The organism is Aquabacterium sp., from assembly GCF_029946005.1.
Classification (GTDB): domain Bacteria; phylum Pseudomonadota; class Gammaproteobacteria; order Burkholderiales; family Burkholderiaceae_C; genus Aquabacterium.
Map to the genome: position 1 here is coordinate 194940 of NZ_JAQSDR010000006.1, position 25074 is coordinate 220013.

Consider the following 25074-nt stretch of genomic DNA (forward strand, 5'->3'; position numbering starts at 1 on the left):
GATTTTAGACCCCACATGACCACTCAGTTTGATTCCGCCCTTGTCTGGTTCCGCCGCGACCTGCGCAGCACCGACCACGCCGCCCTGCACTACGCCCTGAAACAGGCCCGGCGCGTGTGGTGCGTGTTCGTGTTCGACACCGACATCCTGGATCCCCTGCCCCGCGCAGACCGCCGGGTGGTGTTCATTCGCGACAGCCTGGTCGAGTTGGACGATGCCCTGCGCCAACTGGCCACCGAGCGAGAAGCTCCGCACGCTGAGCACGCGGGCTTGATCGTTTTGCACGGCAGCGCACTCACGGAGATTCCCCGCTTGGCGCAGCAACTGGGCGTTCAAGCGGTGTTCGCCAACCACGACGACGAGCCCGACGCCCTGGTGCGCGACGCGAAAGTGCGGGGCAAACTGAGTGATGTGGGTGCAGCGCTGTTCACGTCCAAGGATCACGTGATTTTCGAGCGCAATGAAATCCTGACCGGCAACGACACGCCCTATGGCGTCTTCACGCCCTATAAAAACAACTGGCTGAAGAAGATAGACGAGTTTTACGTCAAGGCCTACCCGGTGGCCAGCCATGCGCAGCACCTGGCGGCCATCCCGGCCGATGTCGGTATGAAAGCGGCCAATGGTTCGCGCCTGCCCAGCCTGGGTGAACTCGGGTTCGAAGCCACCGATGCCCTGAAAGTGCCCGCCGGCATGAGCGGCGCCCAGGCCTTGCTGGATGACTTTCTGGAGCGCATGGACCAGTACCGCGACACCCGCGACTTCCCTGGTGTGAAGGGGCCCAGCTACCTGTCCACCCACTTGCGCTTTGGCACGGTGTCGATCCGTCTGCTGGCCAAGCTGGCCTGGGACCGCAGCAAGGCAGGTTCTGCGGGCGCGCAGACCTGGTTGTCCGAGTTGATCTGGCGCGATTTCTACCACCAGGTCATGCACCACCATCCCCATGTGATCGGCCACAGCTTCAAGCGCGAATACGACAAAATCAAGTGGTTGCACGGCGCCAAGGCCGAAGCGCGCTTTGCGGCCTGGTGTGGCGGACGCACCGGCTACCCCCTGGTGGACGCGGCCATGCGCCAGATCAACCAGACCGGCTACATGCATAACCGCCTGCGCATGGTCGTGGCCAGCTTTTTGATCAAAGATTTGGGCATCGACTGGCGCTGGGGCGAGCGCTACTTTGCCGAGAAGCTGCTCGACTTTGACCTAGCCGCCAACAACGGCGGCTGGCAATGGGCCGCCTCCACGGGCTGCGACGCCCAGCCCTACTTCCGCATTTTCAACCCCATCAACCAAAGCCAGAAGTTCGATGGGGCCGGCAAATTCATCCGCCGCTACGTGCCCGAGTTGGCCCACCTGAGCGACAAGGCCATCCATGCCCCCTGGCAGGGCGATCTGGGCGATGCCGTGGACTACCCCGCGCCCATCGTTCAACACGACGAGGCCCGGGCAGAAACCTTGGCGCGCTACGCGGTGGTCAAGGGCTAGAACAACTCGATGTTGCCGACCTTGTTGCCTTCGGTGGTGATGATGCCCTGGCTGACCAGGTTCTCAAAACACAGGGTTTGATTGCGGCCTTGGTGCTTGGCCTGGTAGACGGCCTGGTCGGCCCGCGAAAAAGCCGCACTCGGCGTGTCATGCGCGTGAACGCCGGTGAAGCCCAAGCTGACCGTGACCTGCCCCACTTGCGGAAAAGCATAGGCCTGCATGTTTTGCCGAAACCGCTCGAACACGCGCAGGGCGTGTTTTTCAGTGCCACCGCGCAGCAGCACCACGAACTCTTCGCCCCCAAAGCGGAACAGGCGGTCGTAGTGCCGGAAGGTCTGGCGCATGATCCGCGCCACCAGCACCAGCACTTCATCGCCAATCAAATGGCCGAAGCGGTCGTTGACGAGCTTGAAGTGGTCGATGTCGATGACGCCGAGCCAGAAGGTGTTCATCTGCGAACCACGGCGCTCGGCCTCACTCTCAGCATCTTCGGCGCTCAACTGCACCGGCATGGAGGCCTTGAGGAAGGTGGCGTCAAAAGTCTGACGGTTGAGCAAGCCGGTGAGCGAATCACGCTGGCTGGATTCCAGCAGGTTTTGGAAATTGCCGAACACGCGCAGCAAGGTCTGCATGGAGCGCAGGTCGCGCAAGGGCAAGGGCTGCGCCGAGCGAACTTCCAGCACGCCCGATTGGCCCAGTTCGGCGTGCAAGGTCAACACGGTCAACCAAGTGGCGCCGTCATCTTTGCCAGGGCCATCTTCGGCTTCATTCAAGGGGCGCTGCACCAACATGCGCGAGACCAGCGCCTCTTCCCGGGCGGGGAAATCTTCCATGAAAGGCATGGTGTCCGGGTCCAGCCAGGGCGGATCACTGATGGTCAATTGACCGCGCCTTGCCAACCCGGAACACAACCAGTGCTGATCCCCACCCTCCTGACCAAGAACACGGTAAACACCGACACTGGAGGCCCCCAACAGCTCTAAAACGCTTTGGGCCAAGGAGACGTCCAGCAGCTCACGATCGCGCTGGGCGGTCAGGTGCGCCAGTTGATCGATCGCGGCGGTGTCGGTGTCCACGAAATCAGGCGTTGCCACTCACAGCCGCCGCCTCTCGCTGCAAAGCGTAGCGGGCCACCAGAGCCAGCAGTTCTTCTTCCCCGTAAGGTTTGCCCAGATAGTGGTTGGCGCCAAGTTGCGTGGCGTAGTCGCGGTGCTTTTGGGCAATGCGCGACGAAATCATCACCACCGGCAAATCCTTCCAACGCTCGTGACCACGGATGTTTCGCACCAGGTCGAAACCATCCATGCGCGGCATTTCGATGTCGGACAGCACCACCACGGGGACCTCTTCGGCCAGGCGCTCCAGGGCGTCCATGCCATCCTTGGCCAGCACGACGCGGTAACCTTCACGCGCCAGCAAGCGCTGCGTGACGCGGCGCACAGTCAAGGAGTCGTCAACCACCAGAACCAGCGGCGGCAGGGCCTCGACGGCCACGGCAGCCGCCTGCTCCGCTTCGGTCTCTTCACCGTTGGCGACCGCGTGCAAAGCTGCCTTGGTGTAGGCCTGGGCCACATCGCCATAAACCGTGGCCAAAGCCACCGGGTTGTAGATCAGCGAGACTGCGCCCGAGGCAAGCAGGGTCATGCCCGCCAAGCCAGGCAGACGCGACAACTGCGGCCCCAGGTTCTTGACGACCACTTCGTGGTTGCCCAGCACTTCATCCACGTGCAGGGCAATGCGTTGCTGCGCCGAGCGCACCACGATCACCGGCAGTGAACGACCTTCGGCCACGCCGCGTGGACTGATTTGCAGCAAGGCGCCCAGCCAGTAAAACGGCAGGACCAGGTCGGCGAACTGGTAAGTGCCAAACTCATAGGCCTGCTCAACCTCGGCCGGTTTGGCGCGGCGCACCATCTCGATCAAATGGGTGGGGACCGCCACGGTGACGTCACCGCAGCGCAGCATCACCACCTTGGTGACCGCCGTGGTCAAAGGCAAGACCAACTTGAAGCTGGTGCCCTGCCCTGCCGCGGTGGACGTTTCAATGCGACCGCCCATGGCGTTCACTTCAGAACGAACCACGTCCATGCCGATGCCGCGTCCTGCCAGCTCGGTGACGGTGTCCGCCGTCGAAAAGCCGGGCGTGAAAATCATCTGGGCCAACTCGCCGGGCGGGACATCCGCGTCTGGTTGGACCAGGCCCATGGCGACGGCTTTCTGGCGAATGCGGTCCAGGTTCAGACCCGCGCCATCGTCGCGGAACTCCAGCGAAACTTCATTACCTTCCTGGCGCAGGGACACGGTCACCAGGCCCGCCGGGTCCTTGCCCGCCGCTTGGCGCACGGCCGGAACCTCGATGCCATGGGTGATGCAATTGCGAAGCAAGTGCTCGAAGGCACCCGTCATGCGCTCCAGCACGCCCCGGTCAACTTCGGTGGCCCCACCGACAATGTCCAGCTTGACTTGCTTGCCGGTTTCCTTGGCGGCCTGGCGCACCACGCGGTACAGGCGGTCAGACAAACCTTCGAACTCGACCATGCGCGTGCGCAGCAAGTCATCCTGCAGGTCGCGCGTCAGGCGGGCCTGCGCGGCCAGTTGGTCTTCGGCCACTTCGAGCGTGCGGTTCAAGGAGCGCTGCACCGTGGCCACGTCGTTCACCGACTCGGCCATCATGCGGGTCAACTCCTGGAAGCGCGTGTAACGGTCGAACTCAAGCGGATCGAAGGTCTGGCTGGCGGCACGGGCCGCTTCTAGGCGGGTGTTCAGCTGCGTGTCGGCTTGCAGTTCGATGTCACGCAACTGCTGGCGCAAACGGCCCAAGTTGTCGGTGAGGTCGGTGAGCGAACCACGGATCTGGCCCACTTGCGAAGCGATCCGCGTGCGGGCAATGCTGACCTCACCGGCGTGATTGACCAGGCGATCAAGCAGTTGCGGACGGACTCGCACCACGGCTTGCACCGCGGCTTGCGTGTTGTCACGCTTGGGCGCCACGGTCAGGCGGCGGCCATTGTTGGCCAGGGTGGTCCAGTCGATCACGGTTGGAGCCGCCACGGCGCCAAGCGCGTCAGCCGCCGGTGGCACCTCCGACGTCGGCAGGTCCGCGGGCGCCATGGAACTCACCACGGCGGTGGGCAGAGACTCCACCACGCGCGACACCGTTTCGACCGGCTCGGCCGGAGGCAGCGGCTTGCTGACCTCGGCATCGTAGATTTGCGCATCTCGTTGCGACAAGGCTTCGAATTCTTCAACCAGCGCATCAACGCGGGCTTCCAGGGGCTCGACCTCGTCACGCGTGATCGACTCGGAGCCAATCAGGTGCTCAATGGTGGTTTCAAGGCGGTGGGCCAATTCGCCCAAGCGCATGGCACCGGCCAGGCGTGCACCACCCTTGAAGGTGTGCAGGGTGCGCATACAGGCTGCAGGCGCGGCCGGGTGAGTGGGCTGGTCCAGCCACTGGCGCATCTGGCTGGCCAGCTGGGGCAGCAACTCCTGCGCTTCTTCTTCGAAAATGGGGAAGAGGTCGGGATCGACGGCGTCGTGCGCCTCCAGGTCGTCACGGTCGTCCAGGCCAGTGATGCTGTCGGCCTTGCGCATGACGGTCGAGACCGCAGGGTGCAGCACCTCCGGCAGCGAATCCAGCGATTTGATCTCGGCCTGACCCAAAGGGCTGGGCTGGGTCGGGATCATTTCGTCGTGGGACGACTGGTCAAACGACGAATCAGGCACCGCCGATTCATCGACCGAGTGCACCAGACGCAGGTGGCCATGGCTTCGGTTCTCATCCGAACCAGCTTCGCCCTCTTCGCCATCGCCGGTGTCGAGCTCGCCCAGCAAGCTGCGCGCTTCAAGGCGGCGCGAGGCGGTGTGGTCGTACACCTCCAGGCGACGCATCAAATCGTCGTTGGGCGTCTTGAGGAAACCAGCGGCGAATTGGTGCAGCAGGTGGCGGATGTCGTCGGCGGCTTCATTGAACAAGGCAGCCACTTCTGGCTCGCCGCGGCCCAAGGCATGGGCACGCATCAGGCTGTGCTCCAGCAGGCGCGCCAGTTGCGACAGTTCGGCGTAACCCACGGTGGCGGAATTGCCCGCCAGCGAGTGCGCCAGGGCAATCGCGTCTTCCGACACCGGATGGTGCAACTCCAGCGCCCATTCGCTCAGCGAGGTGCACAAGCGACGAGACTGCTCGTCGGCCTCGTTCAAGTAAATGTTGAACAGCGGGATGCTGATGCGCAACGGGCCGATGACCTTGACTTGGTCATCGGACTCGGCTGGGTACTCATTGGTCGAGGCAGTTTCGTCCACCACGGCGGCCTCATCCACAGGATGGGCGGCCGCCTCGTCGGCGAACACGCTGGGCTCGGATTCGAGGTACAGCGGCTGCGAATTTTCAAAGACCTCGGGCACCTGAACCTGGAGGGCCTCATCGGACACGAGGTCCAGGACGATGGCTGGCTCGGGCTCTGCGGGCAACGCTTCTTGCAGCAACCAATCGGATTCGGTGAGTTCGGCCGCCTCCGCTTGCACCTGAGGGACATCATCTTCAGGCGGCAACTCCAGGGTCAGCAAATCGCCATCAATGCTGGGCAGGTGGGAGTCGGTGAACGCCGATGGCTGGGTGACTGGTTCATCTTCAGATGCCGCCGACGCCTCCTGCTCGCCCCCCAGATCGACCAGGGGCAAGGTCAGGGCGGACAGGTCGTCTTCGGCCGGGGCCGAAGACTCTTCAGCCGCGAAAGATTGGACATCCGTGGCAGCGAAGGTGGAGCCGCCACCAATCGGCACGCGGCGCCCTTCCAGGCGCAAGGTGTCGGCAGCGCGCACCAGGTCGGCACTGTGCCAACCTTGGGCGCTTCGGGCTTCGATGGCCTTGGTCCAGCCGACCATGTACTCCAGCGCTTCGGCGGTGAAGCCCAGCAAGTCAGGGCTGGCTGGCGCTTGGGATGCCATCCAGGTGTTGAACAATTGCTCGCAGGCCCAGCCCGCTTCGCCGTAGTCGTTCAGACCGACCATGCGCGAGCTGCCCTTCAGGGTGTGGAAACCACGGCGCACGCTGGTGAGCAGGGTCACGTCATCCGGGTTGGTGAGCAAGCCCTCGGTGGCCTCCAGAGCGCTGGCGAGGACCTCGTTGGCCTCCTCCAGGAAGATGCCACGCATCTCGTCGTCTTCTTCCAGACCAGTGAGCTCGGCTGGCACCACCGGGGTGGGCATCAAAGGCGTGTGGCCGCTGTCGGTGAAGGCTTCACCAACGGGCAGGTCCAGGCCCACGGGCTCAGACACCGAATTCGCGAAATCGGCCATGACCTGCGCCACTTGCTCGCGGGCCAGCGTTTGAGCATCATGGTCATCCGAGGCCTGGGCCGTTGCCAAAGCCGCTTGGGCGGAGGCCACGGTGTCGGCCAATGCAGGCTGATCCTGCACCATGGGCGTATCAGCCAGCTTCTGCAATTCGTCCGAGACATCGCTCAAGGACACTTCGTCACGGGTGACCGATTCGACCACGGCTTCGGCTGCGGTCTGCACCTCATCGCGCTCGGCCTTTTGGGCAGCGGCTTCGACCGGGTCGGGCAAGGCCACGGGGATCGGTGCCGAACGCTCGCGGCCCATCAAGGGCGACAGCACGCCAGTGTCGGGATCGTACTTGAACAGCGCTTTGACCAGATTGGGCTGCACGTTCAGCATGTCAATCAGGAAGCCCAGCGCACCCAGGTTGGTGGCCAAGCGGTCGAACACGCCAGCGTCACCGGCTTCCTGAACATTGGTGTCGGGTTGCAGCAAGTGATCCACGTCTTCGCGCATGCGAACCGTGGCGTGGCCAGCCATGTCAAGGCCCAGCACGGCCAACACGCCTCGCATGGCCTGCAATTGCGTGGGCACGTTCACCAGCGAAGCGGGCTGAGTGGGATTGCGGAAGAACAGATCGATGTTCTTTTCGGCTTCGCTCAGGTTGCTGCGCAACTCCTGCACCACGCTGCCAATGGTCTGGCGGTCGGAAACCCGGCGGTACAGGTCTTCCATCCACGATTCCAGCGGCTGAGCCGGCTGGCCCTGGCGGACCGCGTCGATGCGGCTGGCCAGGCGATGGATGCGGTCTTTCTGCTCCGGGTGGTCGAACTCGCCGTCTTCCAGCGAGGCCTCCTGGTAGAGAAGGCTGGTGGCCACTTCCATGGCCAGACTGGGCTCGGGCGCCTGGCCCGACTGCACGGTCTGGTTCACGGCCTGAGACAGCGCCTCAGCCAGCACCTCGCCATCGGGGTACAGCCGCTTGAGCGACTCGGCCACCAGGGCGAATTGTTCGTTCAGACCGCCCAGGCGCAACAACTCGCCGCCCGCGACCGCCGACCAGCCATCCTTGGCCCCGCCCACGCGTTTGACCGCCTGTGCCACCCAGGCCGGGTCATAGCGACCCAGGCTGGATTCCAGCAGATTGACCGGCGCGTGTTGGTCCAGGCCAAAGGTACGGCGCACGTTCGACAACACCGAATTGGGCTTGGCATCCGAGCCCGATGCTTGCGCGCAGAAAAACAGCAACTCTTGCGCCAAGCGGTCAGAGGGTGTTTCCTTGCCCTGAACCAGCACACGCAATTGCTTGAGCAATGAGGACAACACGCGCTTGGCATGCACAGTCAGCGGCACATGGTCGCCAGCCAATGCTTCCAGGAAACCACTGGCCAGCATCCACGTGGCCGACTCGCGGTGTGCATGACGCTGCGACGAACCGCTGGCCAGCGAGGCGCACAAATCGGCCAGGGCCACCGCATCACGCGGCTGATTGCGGCGCAGCAAGGCCAGCAAGCCGGACTCGAAATCATCCACCGTGGCTTCATCCGCCGCACGGGGCGTGACCGACTCAGGCGGTGCCAAAGGTGCTTCCAGCGCCACCTTGGGCCAGTCCTGGCTCCACAGGTCGGTGGGACGCGGCAAGGTCGTGCCGGCCAGCGCCATCAGGGCTTCGTACTGGGGAAACAGCGCCAGCGCAGGCACATTCTTGCCGTTCAACCTACGCCCGATGTAGTCCATCAGCGCGAAGGAGCCACGCTCCACCGCCAACACAGCGGCTTCCGTGAGGGACGAAGGCCGGTTGATGAACTTCTGGACGACGGCTTCACTGGCGCGCAGCAAGGTGGCCCCCGCGGGCAAGCCCGCCAGCTCCAGCGCACCCACACCCTGGTGGATTTGCTGGCGCGCCTGCCGCAGCACGGCCGGGTCGCGCGCGTCCATGTCGGACAGGTCGGCCGAGCCGGCGTCCTTGAGGCCACGGTGCAGCGCTTTGTGCGCGGCATCCAGCGACTTGCGGAGTTCTTCCTGAACCCACGCCAAGGCGCTGAGATCGTCTGACATCGGGGCTGCTTGCATGCTGTCCATGGGGTCGACTCTTAAGCCTTAAGCGATCTTGAACCGGGACACCGACTGCTGGAGTTCGTCGGCGGTCTTGGACAGCTCTCGCACGAGCTGGGTCGTTGATCGGGTACCTTCACCGGTCTGCTCGGTCACCGCAAAAATGTGCTGGATGTTCGAGACGACCACATTTGCAGATTCAGCTTCACGCAAGGCTTGTGCGGAAATATGCTCAATCAGTTCAGCCAGTCGGCGTGACACACGGTCAATGTCGCCCAGCGCAGAGCCGGCGGCATCTGACAGACGAGCCCCTTCCACCACACCCTGGGTAGAGCGTTCCATGGCGGCCACGGCGTCTTGCGTGTCGGTCTGAATGGTGCGCACCAGCGCGGCAATCTGCTTGGTCGCGTCGCCGGAGCGTTCGGCCAGGCGCTGCACTTCTTCGGCCACCACAGAGAAGCCTCGTCCGGCTTCACCGGCAGAGGCCGCTTGAATGGCTGCGTTCAAGGCCAGCACGTTGGTCTGCTCGGTAATGTCCGAGATCAGCTCGGTGATTTCGCCAATCTCTTGCGACGACTCGCCCAGGCGCTTGATGCGCTTGGAGGTGTCCTGGATCTGGTCACGGATGGTGTTCATACCGCCGATGGCGTTCTGCACAGCGGTCAGACCGGTGTCGGCAGCGGCCAGCGACTGGCGCGCCACTTCGGCGGAGTGCTGGGCTTGTGCCGACACTTCGTTAATCCGACCCGCCATCTGCAGCACCGACTCGCCCGTTTCGCGAATTTCGCGCAGTTGTTCGTCGGAAGCGGCCAGCAGTTCGGTCGAGGTGGCTTCCACCTGTTGCGTGGTGTCGGTGGCACGTTGAACCGTGCTTTGCACCTGGGCGACCAAGCTGCGCAGCTCTTCCACCGTGAAGTTCACCGAGTCGGCGATGGCGCCGGTGATGTCTTCAGTCACCGTGGCCTGTTGGGTCAAGTCACCTTCAGCGACCATTTGCAGTTCATTCATCAAACGCAAAATGGCGGCCTGGTTGGCGTCGTTGACGCGCTTGGCTTCGCGCTCCTGGCGTTCGGCCTCCTGACGCTGGCCTTCGGCCAGTTGCCGACGCTGTGTCTGATCGGTGAAGAACACGCGCAAGAGGCCAAAGCCGGCCGCAACGGTGAGTGCCAGGAAGATCACGATCAACACGATGTTGACCAGGCCGATGCCCGCACCGCTGGACAAACGCGTTTGCACTTGTTCCAAGCCTTTGCGCAGCGGCTCGCTGTCGTCAATGATGGCCACTTGCGCATCGCGCGCGGCCACCAGGCCCTGGAGGGTGCCCAGAATGAAGGTCGATTGCGTGCGGGTCTGTTCGAACAGCTTTTGCAGGGCTTCGAGCGGTTCGCGCATCTCGGCGTCCTTGACGCCGTTCAGGTCCAGATCCTTGTTGCCGTTCAGCAGACCATCGACGATTTCCTTGAACGCGTTCAAGTCCTTGCCGAGCAAGAACACCGCCTCGGTCGACACGCCTTCCACTGTCAGGAACTCATTGGCCGACTTGCCGATGCGCTGCGTCAGCATGACCATCTGGTTCATGGCCATCAATTCGGCAGGCGTGGCGCCACCTTTTTCGATCTTGGCGGTGGCAATGCCTTCCGCCAGGTCCAACAGTTCAGACGACTGGCCGTTCACTTCGCGCAGGGCTTGGCTCACCTGGGTCAGCGTCTGCTTCTGCGCCAACACGAACTTCGCATTCTTTTCAGCACGGTCTACCAGGGGCAACAAGGGCAACAAAGGCTCTTTCGCCGTGGCAGGCACCTCGGTCAGGCCCAAAGAACTGTCACCCTGAGCCAAACCACGCACATTGCTGGCCAGCACCTTGGCGGAATCAGCCACCTCCTGGAAGGCCTGCGCACGACCGATCAAGGCCTGCGACACTGACTTCGCCAAGCGCTGCGACTGCATCAGCGCCTGACCGGTGGCCCCGGCTTGCGCAGCCCGGCGATCGGCGGAGTTGACCGACAGGAAGGCGCTGAGCATCAAGCCCAGACCACCCAGGATGAAGGCCCCAAACAAGACACGCTGCTGGCGCTCCAGCGACCAGTTGCCGATCACCGGCAAACCGGTGCGTGATTCGGCATTGGCTGCACCCAGGGCCTCGGCCTTGACACGGGCATCGTGGTAGTCCGGCGGGAATTCGGATGGGGCTGCCTCGGAAATGATCGAGTCCGGCGAGCCCCCTGCGCCCGGTTGGAGCGTGGACGATACCGAATGGTGGGTGTCAACGGCGTTGGCACCGGAAGAGGTCACTGGCGCCTCGGATGCCAGGGCCTCCGGCTGGACTTCGTCTTCGTCCTGCGACTTGCCCAGGTCCTTGATTCGACTCAGGAAACTCATGCCTTGTACTCCAGACGTCAAGCGTCGATCTTGAGAAAAGCCTCGTCTGCGGTCAGCGCAGCAAGGTCGAGTTCGTACCAGGCACGGCCCTTGTCATCGACCACTTGCTGGCCAATGAAATGGGGCGTGTCTGGTGAAGGGGTGCCGCCCGCCACCATGTCGGCCGGGTTTCTCAGTCCCAACAATCGGTCCACGACCAGGGCCACGTTGAGTTGCAGCGAGCTGTTCATCGCGACCAGGCGCCCAGCCTCCCGGGCCCCCTGCTCTTGCGACCAGCGTGCCACCGGCCGGGCCAGGCCCAGAAAAGCGGGCAGGTCTACCACGCCATGCAACTGCCCGCGCAGGTTGGCGACGCCCAAAAACCAAGGCTGGCTGTGCGGCACAGTTTGCAAAACAGACATGGGAAAGATCTCGCCCGCCTGATCAAGCGGCAGCAAAAAACCATGCCCGGCGATTTCCACCGCCAACCAGTTTCGGGTTGGCGCTTGCTCACGCGCCGCCTGCAACCGGGTGGCCAGGCGTTTCTGCAGATCCCGCAGGGCTTCTTTATTCGCCATGAATCAACCAAACGCCTTGATCTTGGCCAGCAACTCTTCAGGATCAACCGGCTTGACCACGTAGTCGCGCGCGCCCTGGCGCATGCCCCAGACGCGGTCGGTTTCCTGGTTTTTGCTGGTGCAAATGATGACCGGGACATCGGCAAAAGCCGGATCGCGGGTGATAGCCCGGGTGAGCTGAAAGCCGTTTTGACCGGGCATGACCACGTCCATCAGGATCAGGTCAGGCTTTTCTTCCTGGAGCCGGCGCAAGGCTTCTTCACCGTTTTCGGCGGTGCGCACCTTGAAACCTTTTTTGGTCAGCAGGTCAGACAGCACATGCAGTTCAGTCTTGGAATCGTCAACCAGCAGGATTTTTTGAATGGACATGATCGATCAACCTCTTGGCGAATTCTGTGGGCGCCGCCCTGGACGCAGAACCGAAAATGGTTCAATCAAGCACTGTACTGTGCCACCGCTTGGAGCAACTGATCCTTGGTGAAAGGCTTGGTCAAATAATCCTGAGACCCCACCATTCGTCCACGGGCTTTGTCAAAAAGACCGTCTTTGGATGACAACATGATCACGGGCGTGGCCGCGAAACGCGGGTTGCGCTTGATGATGGCGCAGGTCTGATAACCATCCAGCCGCGGCATGAGGATGTCGCAAAAGATGATGCTGGGTTCATGGTCATTGACCTTGGCCAGGGCGTCGAAACCGTCCTCGGCCAACAGCACTTCGTAACCACCCTGCTTCAGGAAAATCTCGGCGCTGCGCCGAATGGTGTTGCTGTCGTCAATCACCAGGATTTTCTTGGGCGCGGTGATTTCGGGAACATCGCTTAATACGGGCAAGCCAGTTTCAGTCACGGACCCATTCCTTTAATCAAAGTGGATGACGGCGATACCGTCAAATCTGAACCATTTCGAAATCTTCCTTGCGAGCACCACATTCGGGGCACACCCAATTCATGGGAATGTCCTCCCAACGCGTGCCGGGTGCAATGCCGTCTTCGGGCAGGCCGACAGCCTCGTCATAAATCCAGCCACAAATCAAACACATCCAGGTGCGGGAAGAGTTCACGTCTGTTCAAACCAGCTTGAATACAATGGGCTGATTGTAGCCATCCCACTCTTGTGAAAAACAAGGGTTTGTGGGCACCACAAGACGCTTGGCGCCGTGTGAGGCTTGCTAGGACGACTCCCGCCCATTGGTTTGAACACCGGGCCTGAACACCGTTAGACGCACCGAATGAACACTCCCACCGACGGCCCCCAGGTTGATCCCACCACCGAAGCCGAAGACTCCGGAACCCCGGCGTGCGTGATGAGCTTCAATGCCAGCGACCCCAGTGGCGCCAGTGGCATTGCGGCCGACATCGCCACCATGGCGTCCATGGGCGCGCACACCTTGCCGGTGATCACCAGCTTACTGATTCGCGACACCGCCGAGGTGTTTGAAATTCACGAAATCGACGCCGATGCGATCTCGGAGCAGGCACGCACCATCCTGGAAGACGCCACCATTTCGGCCTGGAAAGTCGGTTTTCTGGGCAGCGCCGAGGGCGTGAGCGTGGTCGCAGAAATCTTGTCCGACTACACCGATATTCCGCTGGTGTCTTATTTACCCAACGTCTCGTGGATGGAAGAGGACGCTCAAATGTCCTACCTGGAGGCTTTTCGCGAGCTGATCCTGCCCGCCACGCTGGTGTTGGTGGGAAACCACAAGACCCTGACGGACTTCCTGCTGCCCGAGTGGGAATCCGAGCGCCCGCCGTCCGCCCGCGAAATCGCGGTGGCCGCCAGCGAGAGCGGCTGTGGCTATGTGCTGGTGACCGGCATCCAGTTGCCCGACCAGTTCATCGACAACGTGCTGGCCTCGGCCCAAGGCGCGATTGCTGGCGAACGCTTTGAGCGTTTTGAGGCCAGCTTCGTGGGCGCGGGCGACACCTTGTCGGCCGCCCTGGCCGCCATCCTGGCCACAGAAACCTCGGTGGACATGGCCGTGTCGGAAGCCTTGAGCTTCCTGGACCAAGCGCTGGACTCGGGCTTCCGCCCTGGCATGGGTGGCGTCATCCCCGACCGCTTCTTCTGGGCACTGCCTCCTGGCGAAGAGGGCGAGGAAACCGCCAGCGAAGAAGTCGCCGCTGGCGAATCCGGCCTGACCGACAACGACATCTCCCCTTCCTCACGCAATGTCCACTAATGCAGCTTTGTTCGAGCGCGCACAGCGCTCCATCCCTGGCGGGGTGAACTCACCCGTGCGGGCTTTCAAGGCGGTGGGCGGAACTCCCCGCTTCATCGCCAAAGCGCACGGCGCCTACATGTGGGATGCCGAAGGCCAGCGCTACATCGACTACATCGGATCCTGGGGCCCGATGATCCTGGGCCATGGCCACCCCGAGGTGCTTGAGGCGGTCAAAAAGGCGGCGCTGGACGGGTTTTCATTCGGCGCGCCCACCGAGCGCGAGGTCGAGCTGGCCGAAGAGATCTTGAAGCTGGTGCCCAGCGCAGAGCAGGTGCGCCTGGTCAGCTCGGGCACGGAAGCGGCCATGAGCGCGATCCGCCTGGCCCGCGGCTTCACCGGCCGCAGCAAGCTGATCAAGTTCGAGGGCTGCTATCACGGCCATGCCGATGCTTTGTTGGTCAAGGCTGGTTCAGGCCTGGCCACCTTCGGCCACCCGACCAGCGCAGGCGTGCCGCCTGAAGTGGTGCAGCACACCTTGGTGCTGGAGTACAACAACGTCGAGCAGATCGAGCAAGCCTTTGCCGAAGTGGGTGGCGAGATCGCCTGCGTGATGATCGAGCCGATTGCGGGCAACATGAATTTTGTGCGGGCCTCCCTGCCGTTCATGAAACGTTTGCGCGAGTTGTGCACGCAGCATGGCGCGCTGCTGGTGTTTGACGAAGTGATGTCGGGTTTTCGCGTGGCCCTGGGTGGCGCGCAAAGCTTGTATGCCCAGCAGATCCCTGGCTTTGCGCCCGACCTGAGCGTGTTCGGCAAGGTGATCGGCGGCGGCATGCCGCTGGCGGCGTTTGCGGGCCCGGCCAAGGTCATGGCGCAGCTGGCACCCTTGGGGCCCGTCTACCAGGCCGGCACACTGTCAGGCAACCCGGTGGCCACGGCCTGCGGGTTGGCCACCTTGAAGGTCATCCAGCGCCCTGGCTTTTTCGAATCCTTGGCGCAGCGCACGCAAAGCCTGGTGCAAGGGCTGGTGGGCGCCGCCCAGCAGGTCGGCGTGCCTTTGGTGGGCGACAGCCAGGGCGGCATGTTTGGGTTTTTCTTTGCCGACAGCCTGCCGCAGCACTACCAGGCAGTGATGGCCCATGGGTCTGACAAGTTCAACCGCTTCTTCCACGCCATGCTGGACCGTGGCGTGTATCTTGCACCGGCCATGTACGAAGCTGGTTTCGTGAGTGCCGCGCACACCGAGCAGGACATCGCCGACACGGTGGCTGCCGCCGCACAAGCATTGGGTTGAGCATGCACATTCACATCCTTGGCATTTGCGGCACCTTCATGGGTGGTGTCGCCGCACTGGCCCGCGAGGCCGGTCACCGTGTGACGGGCTGCGACGCGGGCGTCTATCCGCCGATGAGCGACCAGTTGCGCGCGCTGGGCATTGAGTTGATCGAGGGCTACACCCCGGATCAGCTCGATTTGAAACCCGATTTGTTCGTGGTCGGCAACGTGGTCTCGCGCGGCAATCCGCTGATGGAGGCCATCCTCAACGCGGGCCTGCCCTACACCAGTGGCCCGCAATGGCTGAGCGAAAACGTGTTGCACGGTCGGCATGTGCTGGCCGTGGCGGGCACCCACGGCAAGACCACGACCACCTCCATGCTGACCTGGATTCTGGAGCGCGCCGGTTTGCAGCCGGGCTTCCTGGTCGGCGGTGTGCCGCAGAACTTCGGCGTGTCAGCACGGCTCGGCGAACTGGACGAGGCGAAGCGCCCTGCCAGCGGGCATCCCTTCGTGATCGAGGCCGATGAATACGACACCGCGTTTTTCGACAAGCGGAGCAAGTTCGTTCACTACCAGGCGCGCACCGCCGTCTTGAACAACCTGGAGTTTGACCACGCCGACATCTTTGCCGACCTGGCCGCCATCGAGACCCAGTTCCATCACCTGGTGCGCACCGTGCCGGGCCAAGGCCGCCTGGTGGTCAATGCTCGGGAAGAAAGCTTGCAGCGTGTGTTGGACCGTGGCTGCTGGAGCGATGTGGTTCGCTTTGGCGTGCGGGGCGACGTACCGGGCTTCCGGGCCCGTGGCGAACCACACGCCTTTGACGTGCTGAAGGCGGCCGTGCTGGTCGGCCGCGTCGAATGGCCCTTGATGGGCGAGCACAACCAGATGAACGCGCTGGCGGCCATTGCCGCCGCCGAACACGTGGGCGTGTCGCCGCAGGTGGCCTGCGAGGCTTTGGCGCAGTTCGCCAACGTCAAGCGCCGCCTGGAGTTGCGCGGTGAGGTCAAGGGCATCACGGTGTACGACGACTTTGCCCACCACCCCACGGCCATCCGCACGACGGTGGATGGGCTGCGCCGACGCATCGCCCCGGATCAACGCATCCTGGCGGTCTTTGAGCCGCGCTCCAACACCATGAAGCTGGGCACGATGAAGGCCCTGCTGCCCTGGTCGCTCGAAGAAGCCGACTTGTCGTTCTGCCACAGCGGTGGACTGGGTTGGGACGCGGCTGAAGCGCTCGCGCCCATGGGTGACCACGCGGTCGTGATCGACAACATCGACACGCTGGTGGCCAAGGTCGTGAAGGCCGCCAAGCCCGGGGACCAGATCCTGTGCATGAGCAATGGCGGGTTTGGCGGCATCCACGACAAGCTCCTCAAGGCGCTGGCCGCCACCTGATGCTGACCAACAAGACATTGCCCATGACCCCCAGCTCCTGCGACGTGCTGATCATCGGTGGCGGCCCGGCGGGCTCCACCGCAGCCGCCTTGCTGGCCCAACAAGGCATGGACGTGGTGCTGCTTGAAAAAGCGCAGCACCCGCGCTTCCACATCGGTGAATCACTGCTGCCCGCGAACCTGCCACTGCTGGACCAGTTGGGCGTGCGCGCCGAGGTCGAGGCGATGGCCATGCCCAAGTACGGCATCGAGTTCGTCTCGCCCTGGCACAAGGACCGCACCTTCCTTGAGTTCGGCGAGGCCTGGGACAAGTCCATGGACATGGCCTACCAGGTGCGCCGCTCTGACTTCGACCACATCCTGATCCGCCATGCCGCCAGCAAAGGCGCCAAGGTGCTGGAGAACTGCCAAGTCAAGGCGGTCGATTTCCTGCCGAAGGACGCTGGCGCCGTGGTGCAGGCCCAGCAGGCGGATGGCCAGAATGCGTCATGGCAAGCCAGGATCGTCATTGACGCCTCGGGCCGCGACACCTTCCTGGCCAACAAGCTGGGAACCAAGGTCAAGAACAAGAAGCACAACAGCGCCGCCCTGTTCGGCCACTTCACGGGCGCCCAGCGCCTGGAGGGCAAGCAAGAAGGCAACATCAGCTTGTTCTGGTTCGACCATGGCTGGTTCTGGTTCATTCCGCTGGCCGATGGCGCGACCAGCGTGGGCGCCGTGTGCTGGCCCACTTACCTCAAGACGCGCAAGAACAGCGTCGAAGAGTTCTTCATGGACACCATTGCCCTGTGCCCGCCACTGCAGGCCCGCTTGAAAGATGCCAAGCTGGTCTCGGAGGTCGAGGCCACCGGCAACTATTCCTACAGTTGCGATCGGGCGCGCGGCCCCAACTACCTGCTGCTGGGTGACGCCTTTGCCTTCATCGATCCGGTGTTTTCATCGGGCGTCTTCCTGGCCATGAACAGCGCCTTTGTGGCCGCCGACGTGGTGCACGCGCAGTTGCGAGAGCCGCGCAAGCTGGCCGCCGCGCACAAGCGCTTCGACCAGGTGATGTTGCGAGGTCCGCGCGAGTTCTCATGGTTCATCTACCGCGTGACCAATCCCACCATGCGCGACCTGTTCATGGGGCCGCGCAACATGTTCCGGGTCAAGGAAGCGGTGATGTCACTGTTCGCGGGCGACATCTTCCGCAAGACGCCGATATGGCCGTCGATCTACGTGTTCAAAGCCATCTATTACATCGGTTCGCTGTTGACGCTGAAACGCACGCTGGCGGCCGCACGCCGTCGCAAGATCAACATCAGCGACACGGCCCCCATCCGTTGACAAGAGGCAGGTCTTGAGTCATCTGCAGCTTGATTACATTGCATTGGAAGCCCTGGACGCATGGGCCGAGGGGCTTGAGCGCAGCCCTGCCACACGCCAGATCCTGGGCATGGCCGTGTTTGGCGCGGCCGAGGTGATCAACGGTTCTGCACTGCCAGCGCGATTGGCAGAAGCGGGATGGCCCCGCGTGGCGCTGCCGGTGCTGGGCGATGACACCGCTGCCTGGGTCGAGGTCTGGTCCGTGCCCGGCAACGCGCCTAAAGTGGTCCATGGCGAAGTCGCGGGTGTGGCCTATGCCCAATGCGCCGACCTGGTGTTCGCCTGGCTGGCCACGCCCTTGCCCACCCAAGACAAACTGCTGGAACAGGCCACGCAGCAAGCCTACGATGCCGTGTTTGGCGCTCTGGGCCAATTGGGCTGCCCGCACCCCTTGCGCTTCTGGAACTACCTGCCGGACATCCTTGGCGCCGGGCAAGGCGAAGAGCGTTACCGCATCTTCAACGTGGGCAGGCACGCCTCCTTTTTGGCGCATTCGACCATGGTCGATCCGAACCCACCGGCCGCCTGTGCGCTGGGCCATCCAGAAGGTGTAGGCGGGCCGCTGACGGTGTATGCGCTGGCATCCTCGCGCCCTGCGCAGCCGATCGAGAATCCGCGCCAGTTGAGCGCGTACCGCTACCCGCCACAGTATGGCTTGCGCAGCCCGACGTTTTCGCGCGCGGCACTGGCACCTGCTGGCGACGAAGAATGCGTGTTCATCTCCGGCACCGCCAGCATCGTGGGGCATGAAACCGTGCACCTGAACGACGTGCAAGCCCAGACCCATGAAACGCTGAACAACATCGAGGCCCTGATCGACCGCTTCCGCGCGGAGCGTCCCGGCAAAGTCTGGCAGGCCTCCAAGCTGCAGTTGAAAGCCTACGTTCGCCATGCCACCGATCTGCCGCAAGTGCGCCAGGTGGTGGAACAACGCCTGGGCACCGACGTGCCCTGTTTCTACCTGCAGGCCGTGGTCTGCCGTCCTGACCTGCTGGTCGAGATCGAAGCGACCACCGCCAGGAGCCATTGACCATGACCACACCAAGATGCCTGCGTTGGGCCCTGCTGCTGAGCACCGCAGGGGCGCTTTCACTGTCAGTTCAAGCCCAGCCTGAGGTGAAGAGCCAGATGAAGCCTTTGTGGGAGTTCGGCCTGGGCGCCGCCGCCTTGTCCCTGCCTGACTACCGGGGCTCTGATGAAGGCCGCGGCTATGTGCTGCCCCTGCCCTACCTGATCTACCGTGGCGAGGTGCTCAAGGCCAACCGCGATGGCGCCAGTGCGCGTTTGTTCGAGGGACCGCGCGTCAAACTGGGCCTGAACGCGAACGCCAGCCTGCCGGTGTCGAGCAAACGCAATCAAGCGCGCGAGGGCATGCCCAATCTGGCTGGATCGGTCGAGATCGGCCCAGCGCTGGACGTGCACCTGCTGCAATCGGCCAGTGGCGAAGTGCGCGTGAATTTTCGGCTGCCGGTCAGCGGCGGTGTCACGCTGGGCCAGGGCGACGTGTCGTCCACCGGCTGGCAAGCGGCACCCAACCTGAACATCGACATCGCGAATGTGGCGGGCTGGTCCGGCTGGAACCTGGGCGCTTTGGTGGGCCCCATCTACGCCAACCGCCGCCGCAACGCCTATTTTTACGACGTGGCGCCGCAGTACGCCCGCGCTGATCGCGCCGCCTACGCCAGCCGTGGCGGCTATGCTGGCAGCCAGTTCACCACCGCGCTGAGCAAACGCTTCGATCACTTCTGGGTGGGCGCCTTCGTCCGGTATGACACGCTGCAAGGCGCCGTCTTTGACGACAGCCCGCTGGTCAAGAAGAAGAGTTACCTGGCGGGAGGCATCGGCATCTCATGGATCATCGACCAGTCGTCCACGCTGGTGGCCGTCGACGACTGAAGCGCCCCATGCCGGACATGAAGACCCTGCGCGCCCTGGCCCAGTACCCGCTGTTTTACGCGGGCCTGCTACTCCTGGGCGTCATGTGCTTGGGCTTGTGCATGCTGGCCTGGGCGATCAGGCCTTTCGTGTCTCCGCAGAAAGGCCGCACCATCGGCCGCGCAGGCATCAGCCGCGGGTTTCGCCTGTACTTTGCCCTCACCACCTGGCTGGGCCTGACCCGCTTCGAACTGGAGGCGCTGGACGCATTGGATGGCCAGGCTTCCATGATCCTGGCGTGCAACCATCCCACTTTTCTGGACGCTGTTTTTCTGATCTCGCGGATCCGGAATGCGGGCTGCATCATGAAGGCCGATGTGCTCGACAACCCCTTTCTGGGCGCGGGTGCGCGGCTGGCCGACTTCATCCGCAACGACAGCCCGCGCAAAATGGTGCGACACGCGATCCGCGATTTGCGCCAGGGCAGTCACGTGCTGGTCTTCCCCGAAGGCACGCGCACCATCGGGCACCCGGTCAATGAGTTCAAGCCAGGCTTCGCGCTGATCGCCAAGGGCGCGAAAGTGCCGGTGCAAACCCTGTTCATCGAAAACAACTCGCCCTTTTTATGCAAGGGCTGGCCCATCCACCACCGCCCGCCCAGCTTCCCCATGGTCTACCGTGTGCGGCTGGGCAAGCGCTTCACCGTGGGCGATGACGCCAAGCTGTTCACGCGCGAACTGCAACACTATTTTGAGCATGAACTGGCCAGAGCAGAGCTGGCCATCACAGTGCAACCCTCCCCTTCCGAACGACCTGTCCATGACTGAAACGAGCCAGCCGCTCTCGCCTTCGACCACGCACCTCGTGCTGATTCCCAGCTACAACGCTGGCCGCCAGGTGTATGAAACGGTCAGGGCTGCGCGCCGCAATTGGTATCCCGTGTGGGTGGTGGTCGATGGCAGCACCGACGGCACGGCCCAAGGCCTGCAGGAGATGGCATCGCGCGATTCCGGGCTCAAGATTTTTGTGCTGCCCAGCAACCAAGGCAAGGGCGCGGCCGTGCTACGAGGTTTGCTTGAAGCGCGCGCAGCTGGCTTCACGCATGCACTGACCATGGACTCCGATGGGCAGCACCCTGCACCGCTGATCCCCGAGTTCATGAAAACCTCGATCCAGCGGCCGGAGACCATGGTGCTGGGCCGCCCGGTGTTCGATGCCAGCGCCCCGTTGCTGCGCGTGCGCGGGCGGCGTGTGTCCAACTGGTGGACCAATCTGGAAACCTTGGGCGCGGGCATCGCCGACTCACTTTATGGGTTCCGCGTGTATCCGGTGGCCGCATTGGCCAAGGTCATGGCGCGCCAACCGTGGATGCGCCGTTTCGACTTCGACACGGAAGCGGTGGTGAGATTGGCCTGGCGTGGCGTCAAGCCGCTCAACATTGATGCACCGGTGAAGTACCTGCTGCCTGAAGAAGGCGGTGTTTCACACTTTCGATACGGCCGCGACAACGTCCTGCTGACCTGGATGCATTTGCGGCTGATGCTGGAATTTGCGCTGCGCCTGCCGCTGCTGGTGACCCGCCGCTTGCTGCAGCGGCCACCCTTTCAGCGTTGATCAGTCCACCTCGACCAGGTTGCTGGTTTGCTGGTCGGTGATGACCTGCTTGAGCAAGTCCTGCTCGTCGAACACCACCTGGAACTCGGCGAAGCTCGACAACCAGAAACGCCAGGTTTTGGCATCCAGCTTGGGGTTCTCGCTGCTGACGGGGTAACCCACCGACATCAGCACCTGCGCCCGCGTCATGCCGGGCAGGACGCACCACGCGAATCGTTGACAGGCCCTGAAATACTCCCTCGCCTTGTTGAATGAAACGAGACTCAGGCTGCGATGCGCGATGCCTGATCACCGGCCTTGCGTTTGGCCGACCACAACCCCACTGCGGGCAACCAGGCCGTCAAACCCGGCGCCGTGATGACGGTGCTCACAATGGCCATCAGAACCAGCATGGTGAACATCTGCTGCGAGATCACGCCCAGGTCAAAACCGACGTTCAGCACGATCAACTCCATCAAAGCTCGGGTGTTCATCATGATGCCGATGACTTTGCCTTCGGCGTGGCTCAGGCCGGACCAGCGCGCCGCCAGGTAGCAGCCTCCGAACTTGCCCACCGTGGCCAGTGAAATCAGCAGCGCCGTCCACCCCCAGGCCGCGGCCGTGTCCAGCCCGCCAATGTTGGTGCGCAGGCCCGTGTAAGTGAAGAAAATCGGCAGGAAGAAGACCAGCACGAAGCCGCCGACTTTCTGCTTCCAGGCTTCGACCAGCTCGGTCTCGTCGTGCAGGATGACGCCAGCCATGAAGCCGCCGAAAATGGCAAAGATGCCCAACTGGTAGGTGGCGATGGCCGCTGCGAACATCACCGCCAGCAACAGCCCCATCAGGGTCGGCGGCAAGGCATCGTGGCCTTCCTTGAACCGGTGCGCCAGGCGCTTCACCAGGGGCCGCGCCACGTACCAGCTCAAGACAAAGAACGCCCCCACCATGAGCACCTTCAGGCCGAAGGCCATCGGCTCGAAGTGCGACACCGTGATGGTGGTGATCAAGGCCAGCAGCAACCACCCGACCACATCGTTGATAGCCGCGGCCGAGATGGCAATCACGCCCAGGGGGGTGCGGGTGATGTTGAACTCCATCATGATCCGGCCCAGGATGGGCAAGGCCGTGATGGAAAAGGCCGTGGCCACGAACAGCGCCGACGCCAGGGGGTCGGCCTGAGGCGACAGGATGGGCGCAAGAAAATAACCGCTGCCCAGGCCCAACACGAAGGGCACCACCAGGCCAGCCAGGGCCACACCCCACACCGCCCGGCGGTTGCGTTTTTCGGTGAGATGCGAGAAGTCGAACTCCATGCCAATCTGGAACATCAGCAGGATCAGGCCGATCTGCGAGAGGATGGTCAGCGGCCCGGCGGGCACCGATTGAAAAACGTAGTGGAAAACGTCCGGCATCAATAGCCCGAACAGCGAGGGGCCAAGCAGGATGCCCACCACGATTTCGCCCACCGCGGGCGACTGGCCCAGGCGTTGGGCCAAGGCGCCGCCCACGCGCGCGGCCACGACGATGACGATCAGCTGCAACAAGACGAAATACAACAGCATCTCGCTTTGGTGAACAGCGCTGGACGCCAGGCCCTGCGTGGCAGCTTGTGCGGTGCTCACGAGGGCATCCCCCCGTTGATGGAGATGACTTGCCCGCTGATGTAGGCGGCGGCATCAGAAGCGAGGAAGCCCACCAATTCGGCCACTTCCTTGGGTTGGCCAGCGCGCTTCATGGGCACCATCTGGGCAATGGCGGCGGCGTCAAAACTGCCTTCGGCCATGCTGCCCTGGATGATGCCCGGCGCCACCACATTGACGGTGATGCCCCGGCTGGCTAGCTCAAGCGACAAGGACTTGGAGGCGCCATGCAGGGCCGCCTTGGCCGCCGCGTAGTTGACCTGCCCCCGGTTGCCCAGCACGGCGGCGATCGAGGACACGCTGATGATGCGACCCCAGCGCGTCCGGATCATGGGCATGCTCAGGGGTTGCGTGACGTTGAAGAAACCATGCAGCGAAACGTCGATGACGCGCCGCCATTGCTCAGGGCTCATGCCCGGAAACACGGCATCGTCGTGGATGCCGGCGTTGTTGACCAGCACCTGGATGGGGCCTTGTTCCAGCAAGGCTTCCAGGCTGGCGGAGGTGGCTTGCGCATCGCTCACATCAAAGGCCACCGCGCTGGCTTGCCCCCCCGCGGCGATGATCTCGCTGACCACGGCTTCGGCCCGATCCAGGCGCGAGTTGGCATGGACGATGACGTGGTACTGGCTGGCCAGGCGTTTACAGATGGCCGAGCCGATGTCGCCGCTGCCCCCGGTCACCAGGGCACGTTTCAAAACGGGGGTGCTCATGGCAAGGTCTCCGTGGGCAAGAGGGCGCTGGCATCCATCACCACGGCGGCCCTGCCTTCGATCAAAAGGCGATCCGCATCGCGGACCGAGAATTCGTACATCACCAGGTTCTCGTCGCCCGACACGCGCCGGGCTTCGATCTGCAAGTCAGAGGTGCTGTCATCGAGCCGGACCACATGGGCCGACACGCTGCGCACGCTGGCCAAGAATCCAGCCTTGGGGCGCTGCCCGGCATCCCCTGGCGGCGCCGCCTGCAAACCGCCGTGCATGGCCATGGCCTGGGCGGCGTATTCGATGCCGCACAGCACGCCCAGCCGCCCGCCTGAACGCAATGGATTGGCGGGGTCGCGGTGGCTGCTGGCCTGACAGCGGATGTGCTCAGGGCTCCAGTCAATCACCGAATCGAGCAGGCACATAGTGCCCGCATGGGGAATGCGCGCGGCAATCTCGTCGCGGGTGATGGTCATCGTCATTGGCATGGGCTCAGCGCCACGGCCAGTTGGCGCTGGTTCAGGTAGTCGAGCACGATGCGTTGAGGCATCAAACCCGCGAGGCCCTTGGCGTTGGCCAAGGCGTGCAGCAGGGGCAATCCTCGCCCGGCGGGGATGGATTGCCGCAAGGCTTCCAGCTCAGCCCAAGGCAAGGTCGTGGGGGCTTCATCGCAGAGGCTCACGTCGATGGCGGCCAACGAGTGCGCGCTGGCGTGGGGCGACAACACCAAGGCCATGCCCAAGGATTGCGTGACGGGCCGGGCTTCGAGCAAGGGCGATGGGTAAGGCGCGTCGTAACACACCAGCAGAACACCACGGCGCTCGACCTTGACCTGGGTGATGGCTTCCAGCAGGCCTGCGCTGAAGCTGCCATCGAAGGCGCACAAGGTGGACGATGGCGCCACGGCCCGCGACACGATGCCCCAGTAACCGGAGGGCGCGTTGTGGACCGAGTTGGTGAAGCGCGTGGGCGAAATCAGGCGGTCACTGGCCAGGGCTTCGCACAGGACGTGGCAGTTGTCGCCCTCGCCGCTGGACGATGAGAACACGCTGGCCAACTGGTCGGCCTGCGCCTGGGCATGGTCCACGGCTTCCTGTGCCACTTGCAAGGCCAGCTTGACGAGGACACCCACACGGCGCCGCTCGGCAGGTGGCAAGCCCGCCGGTGGCACCACGATGGTGGGACTGGCCAAATAGGGCAGCAAGCCGGTCAGCACATCGCGGCCCTGCGCCCAATTGGGCAAGCCGGGGCCATTCAGGCCAATGCCATCAATGAACACGCGCACGGGGTTCGACAT

Annotated in this window: 21 protein-coding genes; 9 read left to right on the plus strand and 12 right to left on the minus strand. The window is 63.4% G+C overall.

Annotated elements, in window-relative coordinates; translation table 11 throughout:
* Positions 1–15: 15 nt before the first annotated feature.
* Positions 16–1485 (plus strand): deoxyribodipyrimidine photo-lyase, encoded by a 1470-nt coding sequence (locus PSV38_RS03975; protein WP_300545103.1) that lies wholly within the window; start codon positions 16–18, stop codon positions 1483–1485.
* On the opposite strand, the gene PSV38_RS03980 is transcribed toward PSV38_RS03975, so the two are convergent.
* The 7 genes from PSV38_RS03980 to PSV38_RS04010 form a co-directional block, all read right to left on the minus strand.
* Entirely contained in the window at positions 1482–2579 is a 1098-nt protein-coding gene (locus tag PSV38_RS03980; protein WP_300545105.1) for a GGDEF domain-containing protein, read from the minus strand. The genes PSV38_RS03975 and PSV38_RS03980 overlap by 4 nt on opposite strands.
* Positions 2566–8847, minus strand: a complete 6282-nt coding sequence (locus PSV38_RS03985; RefSeq protein ID WP_300545107.1) for an Hpt domain-containing protein — start codon at positions 8845–8847, stop codon at positions 2566–2568. The genes PSV38_RS03980 and PSV38_RS03985 overlap by 14 nt, the downstream gene beginning before the upstream one ends.
* A gap of 18 nt (positions 8848–8865) precedes the next feature.
* Positions 8866–11199, minus strand: coding sequence for a methyl-accepting chemotaxis protein (locus tag PSV38_RS03990; RefSeq protein ID WP_300545110.1), 2334 nt, complete (start codon positions 11197–11199; stop codon positions 8866–8868).
* Positions 11200–11216: 17 nt separating this feature from the next.
* Positions 11217–11756 (minus strand): chemotaxis protein CheW, encoded by a 540-nt coding sequence (locus PSV38_RS03995; RefSeq protein WP_300545113.1) that lies wholly within the window; start codon positions 11754–11756, stop codon positions 11217–11219.
* A gap of 3 nt (positions 11757–11759) precedes the next feature.
* A complete protein-coding gene (locus tag PSV38_RS04000) occupies positions 11760–12125 on the minus strand; it encodes a response regulator (RefSeq protein ID WP_300545117.1) in 366 nt (121 codons plus the stop codon).
* 65 nt (positions 12126–12190) lie between these two features.
* Positions 12191–12604, minus strand: a complete 414-nt coding sequence (locus tag PSV38_RS04005; protein WP_300545118.1) for a response regulator — start codon at positions 12602–12604, stop codon at positions 12191–12193.
* 40 nt (positions 12605–12644) lie between these two features.
* Positions 12645–12797, minus strand: coding sequence for a rubredoxin (locus PSV38_RS04010; RefSeq protein WP_290661279.1), 153 nt, complete (start codon positions 12795–12797; stop codon positions 12645–12647).
* 189 nt (positions 12798–12986) lie between these two features.
* Between PSV38_RS04010 and PSV38_RS04015 the strand changes: the two genes are divergently transcribed.
* The 8 genes from PSV38_RS04015 to PSV38_RS04050 are packed head-to-tail and all read left to right on the plus strand — an operon-like array spanning position 12987 to position 21454.
* The gene (locus PSV38_RS04015) at positions 12987–13940 is read left to right on the plus strand and encodes a bifunctional hydroxymethylpyrimidine kinase/phosphomethylpyrimidine kinase (RefSeq protein ID WP_366526636.1); all 954 of its coding nucleotides are present in this window, start codon (positions 12987–12989) and stop codon (positions 13938–13940) included.
* Positions 13930–15216, plus strand: coding sequence for a glutamate-1-semialdehyde 2,1-aminomutase (hemL, locus tag PSV38_RS04020; protein ID WP_300545119.1), 1287 nt, complete (start codon positions 13930–13932; stop codon positions 15214–15216). Before PSV38_RS04015 ends, hemL begins: the two co-directional genes overlap by 11 nt.
* A 2-nt stretch (positions 15217–15218) precedes the next feature.
* The gene (mpl, locus tag PSV38_RS04025) at positions 15219–16601 is read left to right on the plus strand and encodes a UDP-N-acetylmuramate:L-alanyl-gamma-D-glutamyl-meso-diaminopimelate ligase (protein WP_300545121.1); all 1383 of its coding nucleotides are present in this window, start codon (positions 15219–15221) and stop codon (positions 16599–16601) included.
* Between the two features lie 23 nt (positions 16602–16624).
* The gene (locus PSV38_RS04030; RefSeq protein WP_300545124.1) at positions 16625–17926 is read left to right on the plus strand and encodes an NAD(P)/FAD-dependent oxidoreductase; all 1302 of its coding nucleotides are present in this window, start codon (positions 16625–16627) and stop codon (positions 17924–17926) included.
* A 13-nt stretch (positions 17927–17939) separates the two neighbouring features.
* A complete protein-coding gene (locus PSV38_RS04035) occupies positions 17940–18995 on the plus strand; it encodes a hypothetical protein (RefSeq protein ID WP_300545126.1) in 1056 nt (351 codons plus the stop codon).
* Positions 18996–18997: 2 nt separating this feature from the next.
* Entirely contained in the window at positions 18998–19861 is an 864-nt protein-coding gene (locus PSV38_RS04040) for a MipA/OmpV family protein (protein ID WP_300545128.1), read from the plus strand.
* An 8-nt stretch (positions 19862–19869) separates the two neighbouring features.
* Positions 19870–20667 (plus strand): lysophospholipid acyltransferase family protein, encoded by a 798-nt coding sequence (locus tag PSV38_RS04045; RefSeq protein ID WP_300545130.1) that lies wholly within the window; start codon positions 19870–19872, stop codon positions 20665–20667.
* Entirely contained in the window at positions 20660–21454 is a 795-nt protein-coding gene (locus tag PSV38_RS04050; protein WP_300545132.1) for a glycosyltransferase family 2 protein, read from the plus strand. The genes PSV38_RS04045 and PSV38_RS04050 overlap by 8 nt, the downstream gene beginning before the upstream one ends.
* Here PSV38_RS04050 and PSV38_RS04055 read toward each other — a convergent pair whose 3' ends face one another.
* The 5 genes from PSV38_RS04055 to PSV38_RS04075 all read right to left on the minus strand — a co-directional run bounded on the left by PSV38_RS04055 (position 21455) and on the right by PSV38_RS04075 (position 25074).
* Positions 21455–21643, minus strand: a complete 189-nt coding sequence (locus PSV38_RS04055) for a hypothetical protein (protein WP_300545135.1) — start codon at positions 21641–21643, stop codon at positions 21455–21457.
* A 74-nt stretch (positions 21644–21717) separates the two neighbouring features.
* A complete protein-coding gene (locus PSV38_RS04060; RefSeq protein WP_300545137.1) occupies positions 21718–23055 on the minus strand; it encodes a cation:proton antiporter in 1338 nt (445 codons plus the stop codon).
* Positions 23052–23786: a 3-oxoacyl-ACP reductase FabG gene (gene fabG, locus PSV38_RS04065; RefSeq protein ID WP_300545139.1), complete on the minus strand. Its 735-nt coding sequence runs from the start codon at positions 23784–23786 to the stop codon at positions 23052–23054. The genes PSV38_RS04060 and fabG overlap by 4 nt, the downstream gene beginning before the upstream one ends.
* Positions 23783–24259: a hotdog family protein gene (locus PSV38_RS04070; RefSeq protein ID WP_300545141.1), complete on the minus strand. Its 477-nt coding sequence runs from the start codon at positions 24257–24259 to the stop codon at positions 23783–23785. Before PSV38_RS04070 ends, fabG begins: the two co-directional genes overlap by 4 nt.
* Positions 24256–25074 carry a beta-ketoacyl synthase chain length factor gene (locus tag PSV38_RS04075; RefSeq protein WP_300545143.1) on the minus strand — a complete coding sequence of 273 codons (819 nt, stop codon included), beginning with the start codon at positions 25072–25074 and terminating at the stop codon, positions 24256–24258. Before PSV38_RS04075 ends, PSV38_RS04070 begins: the two co-directional genes overlap by 4 nt.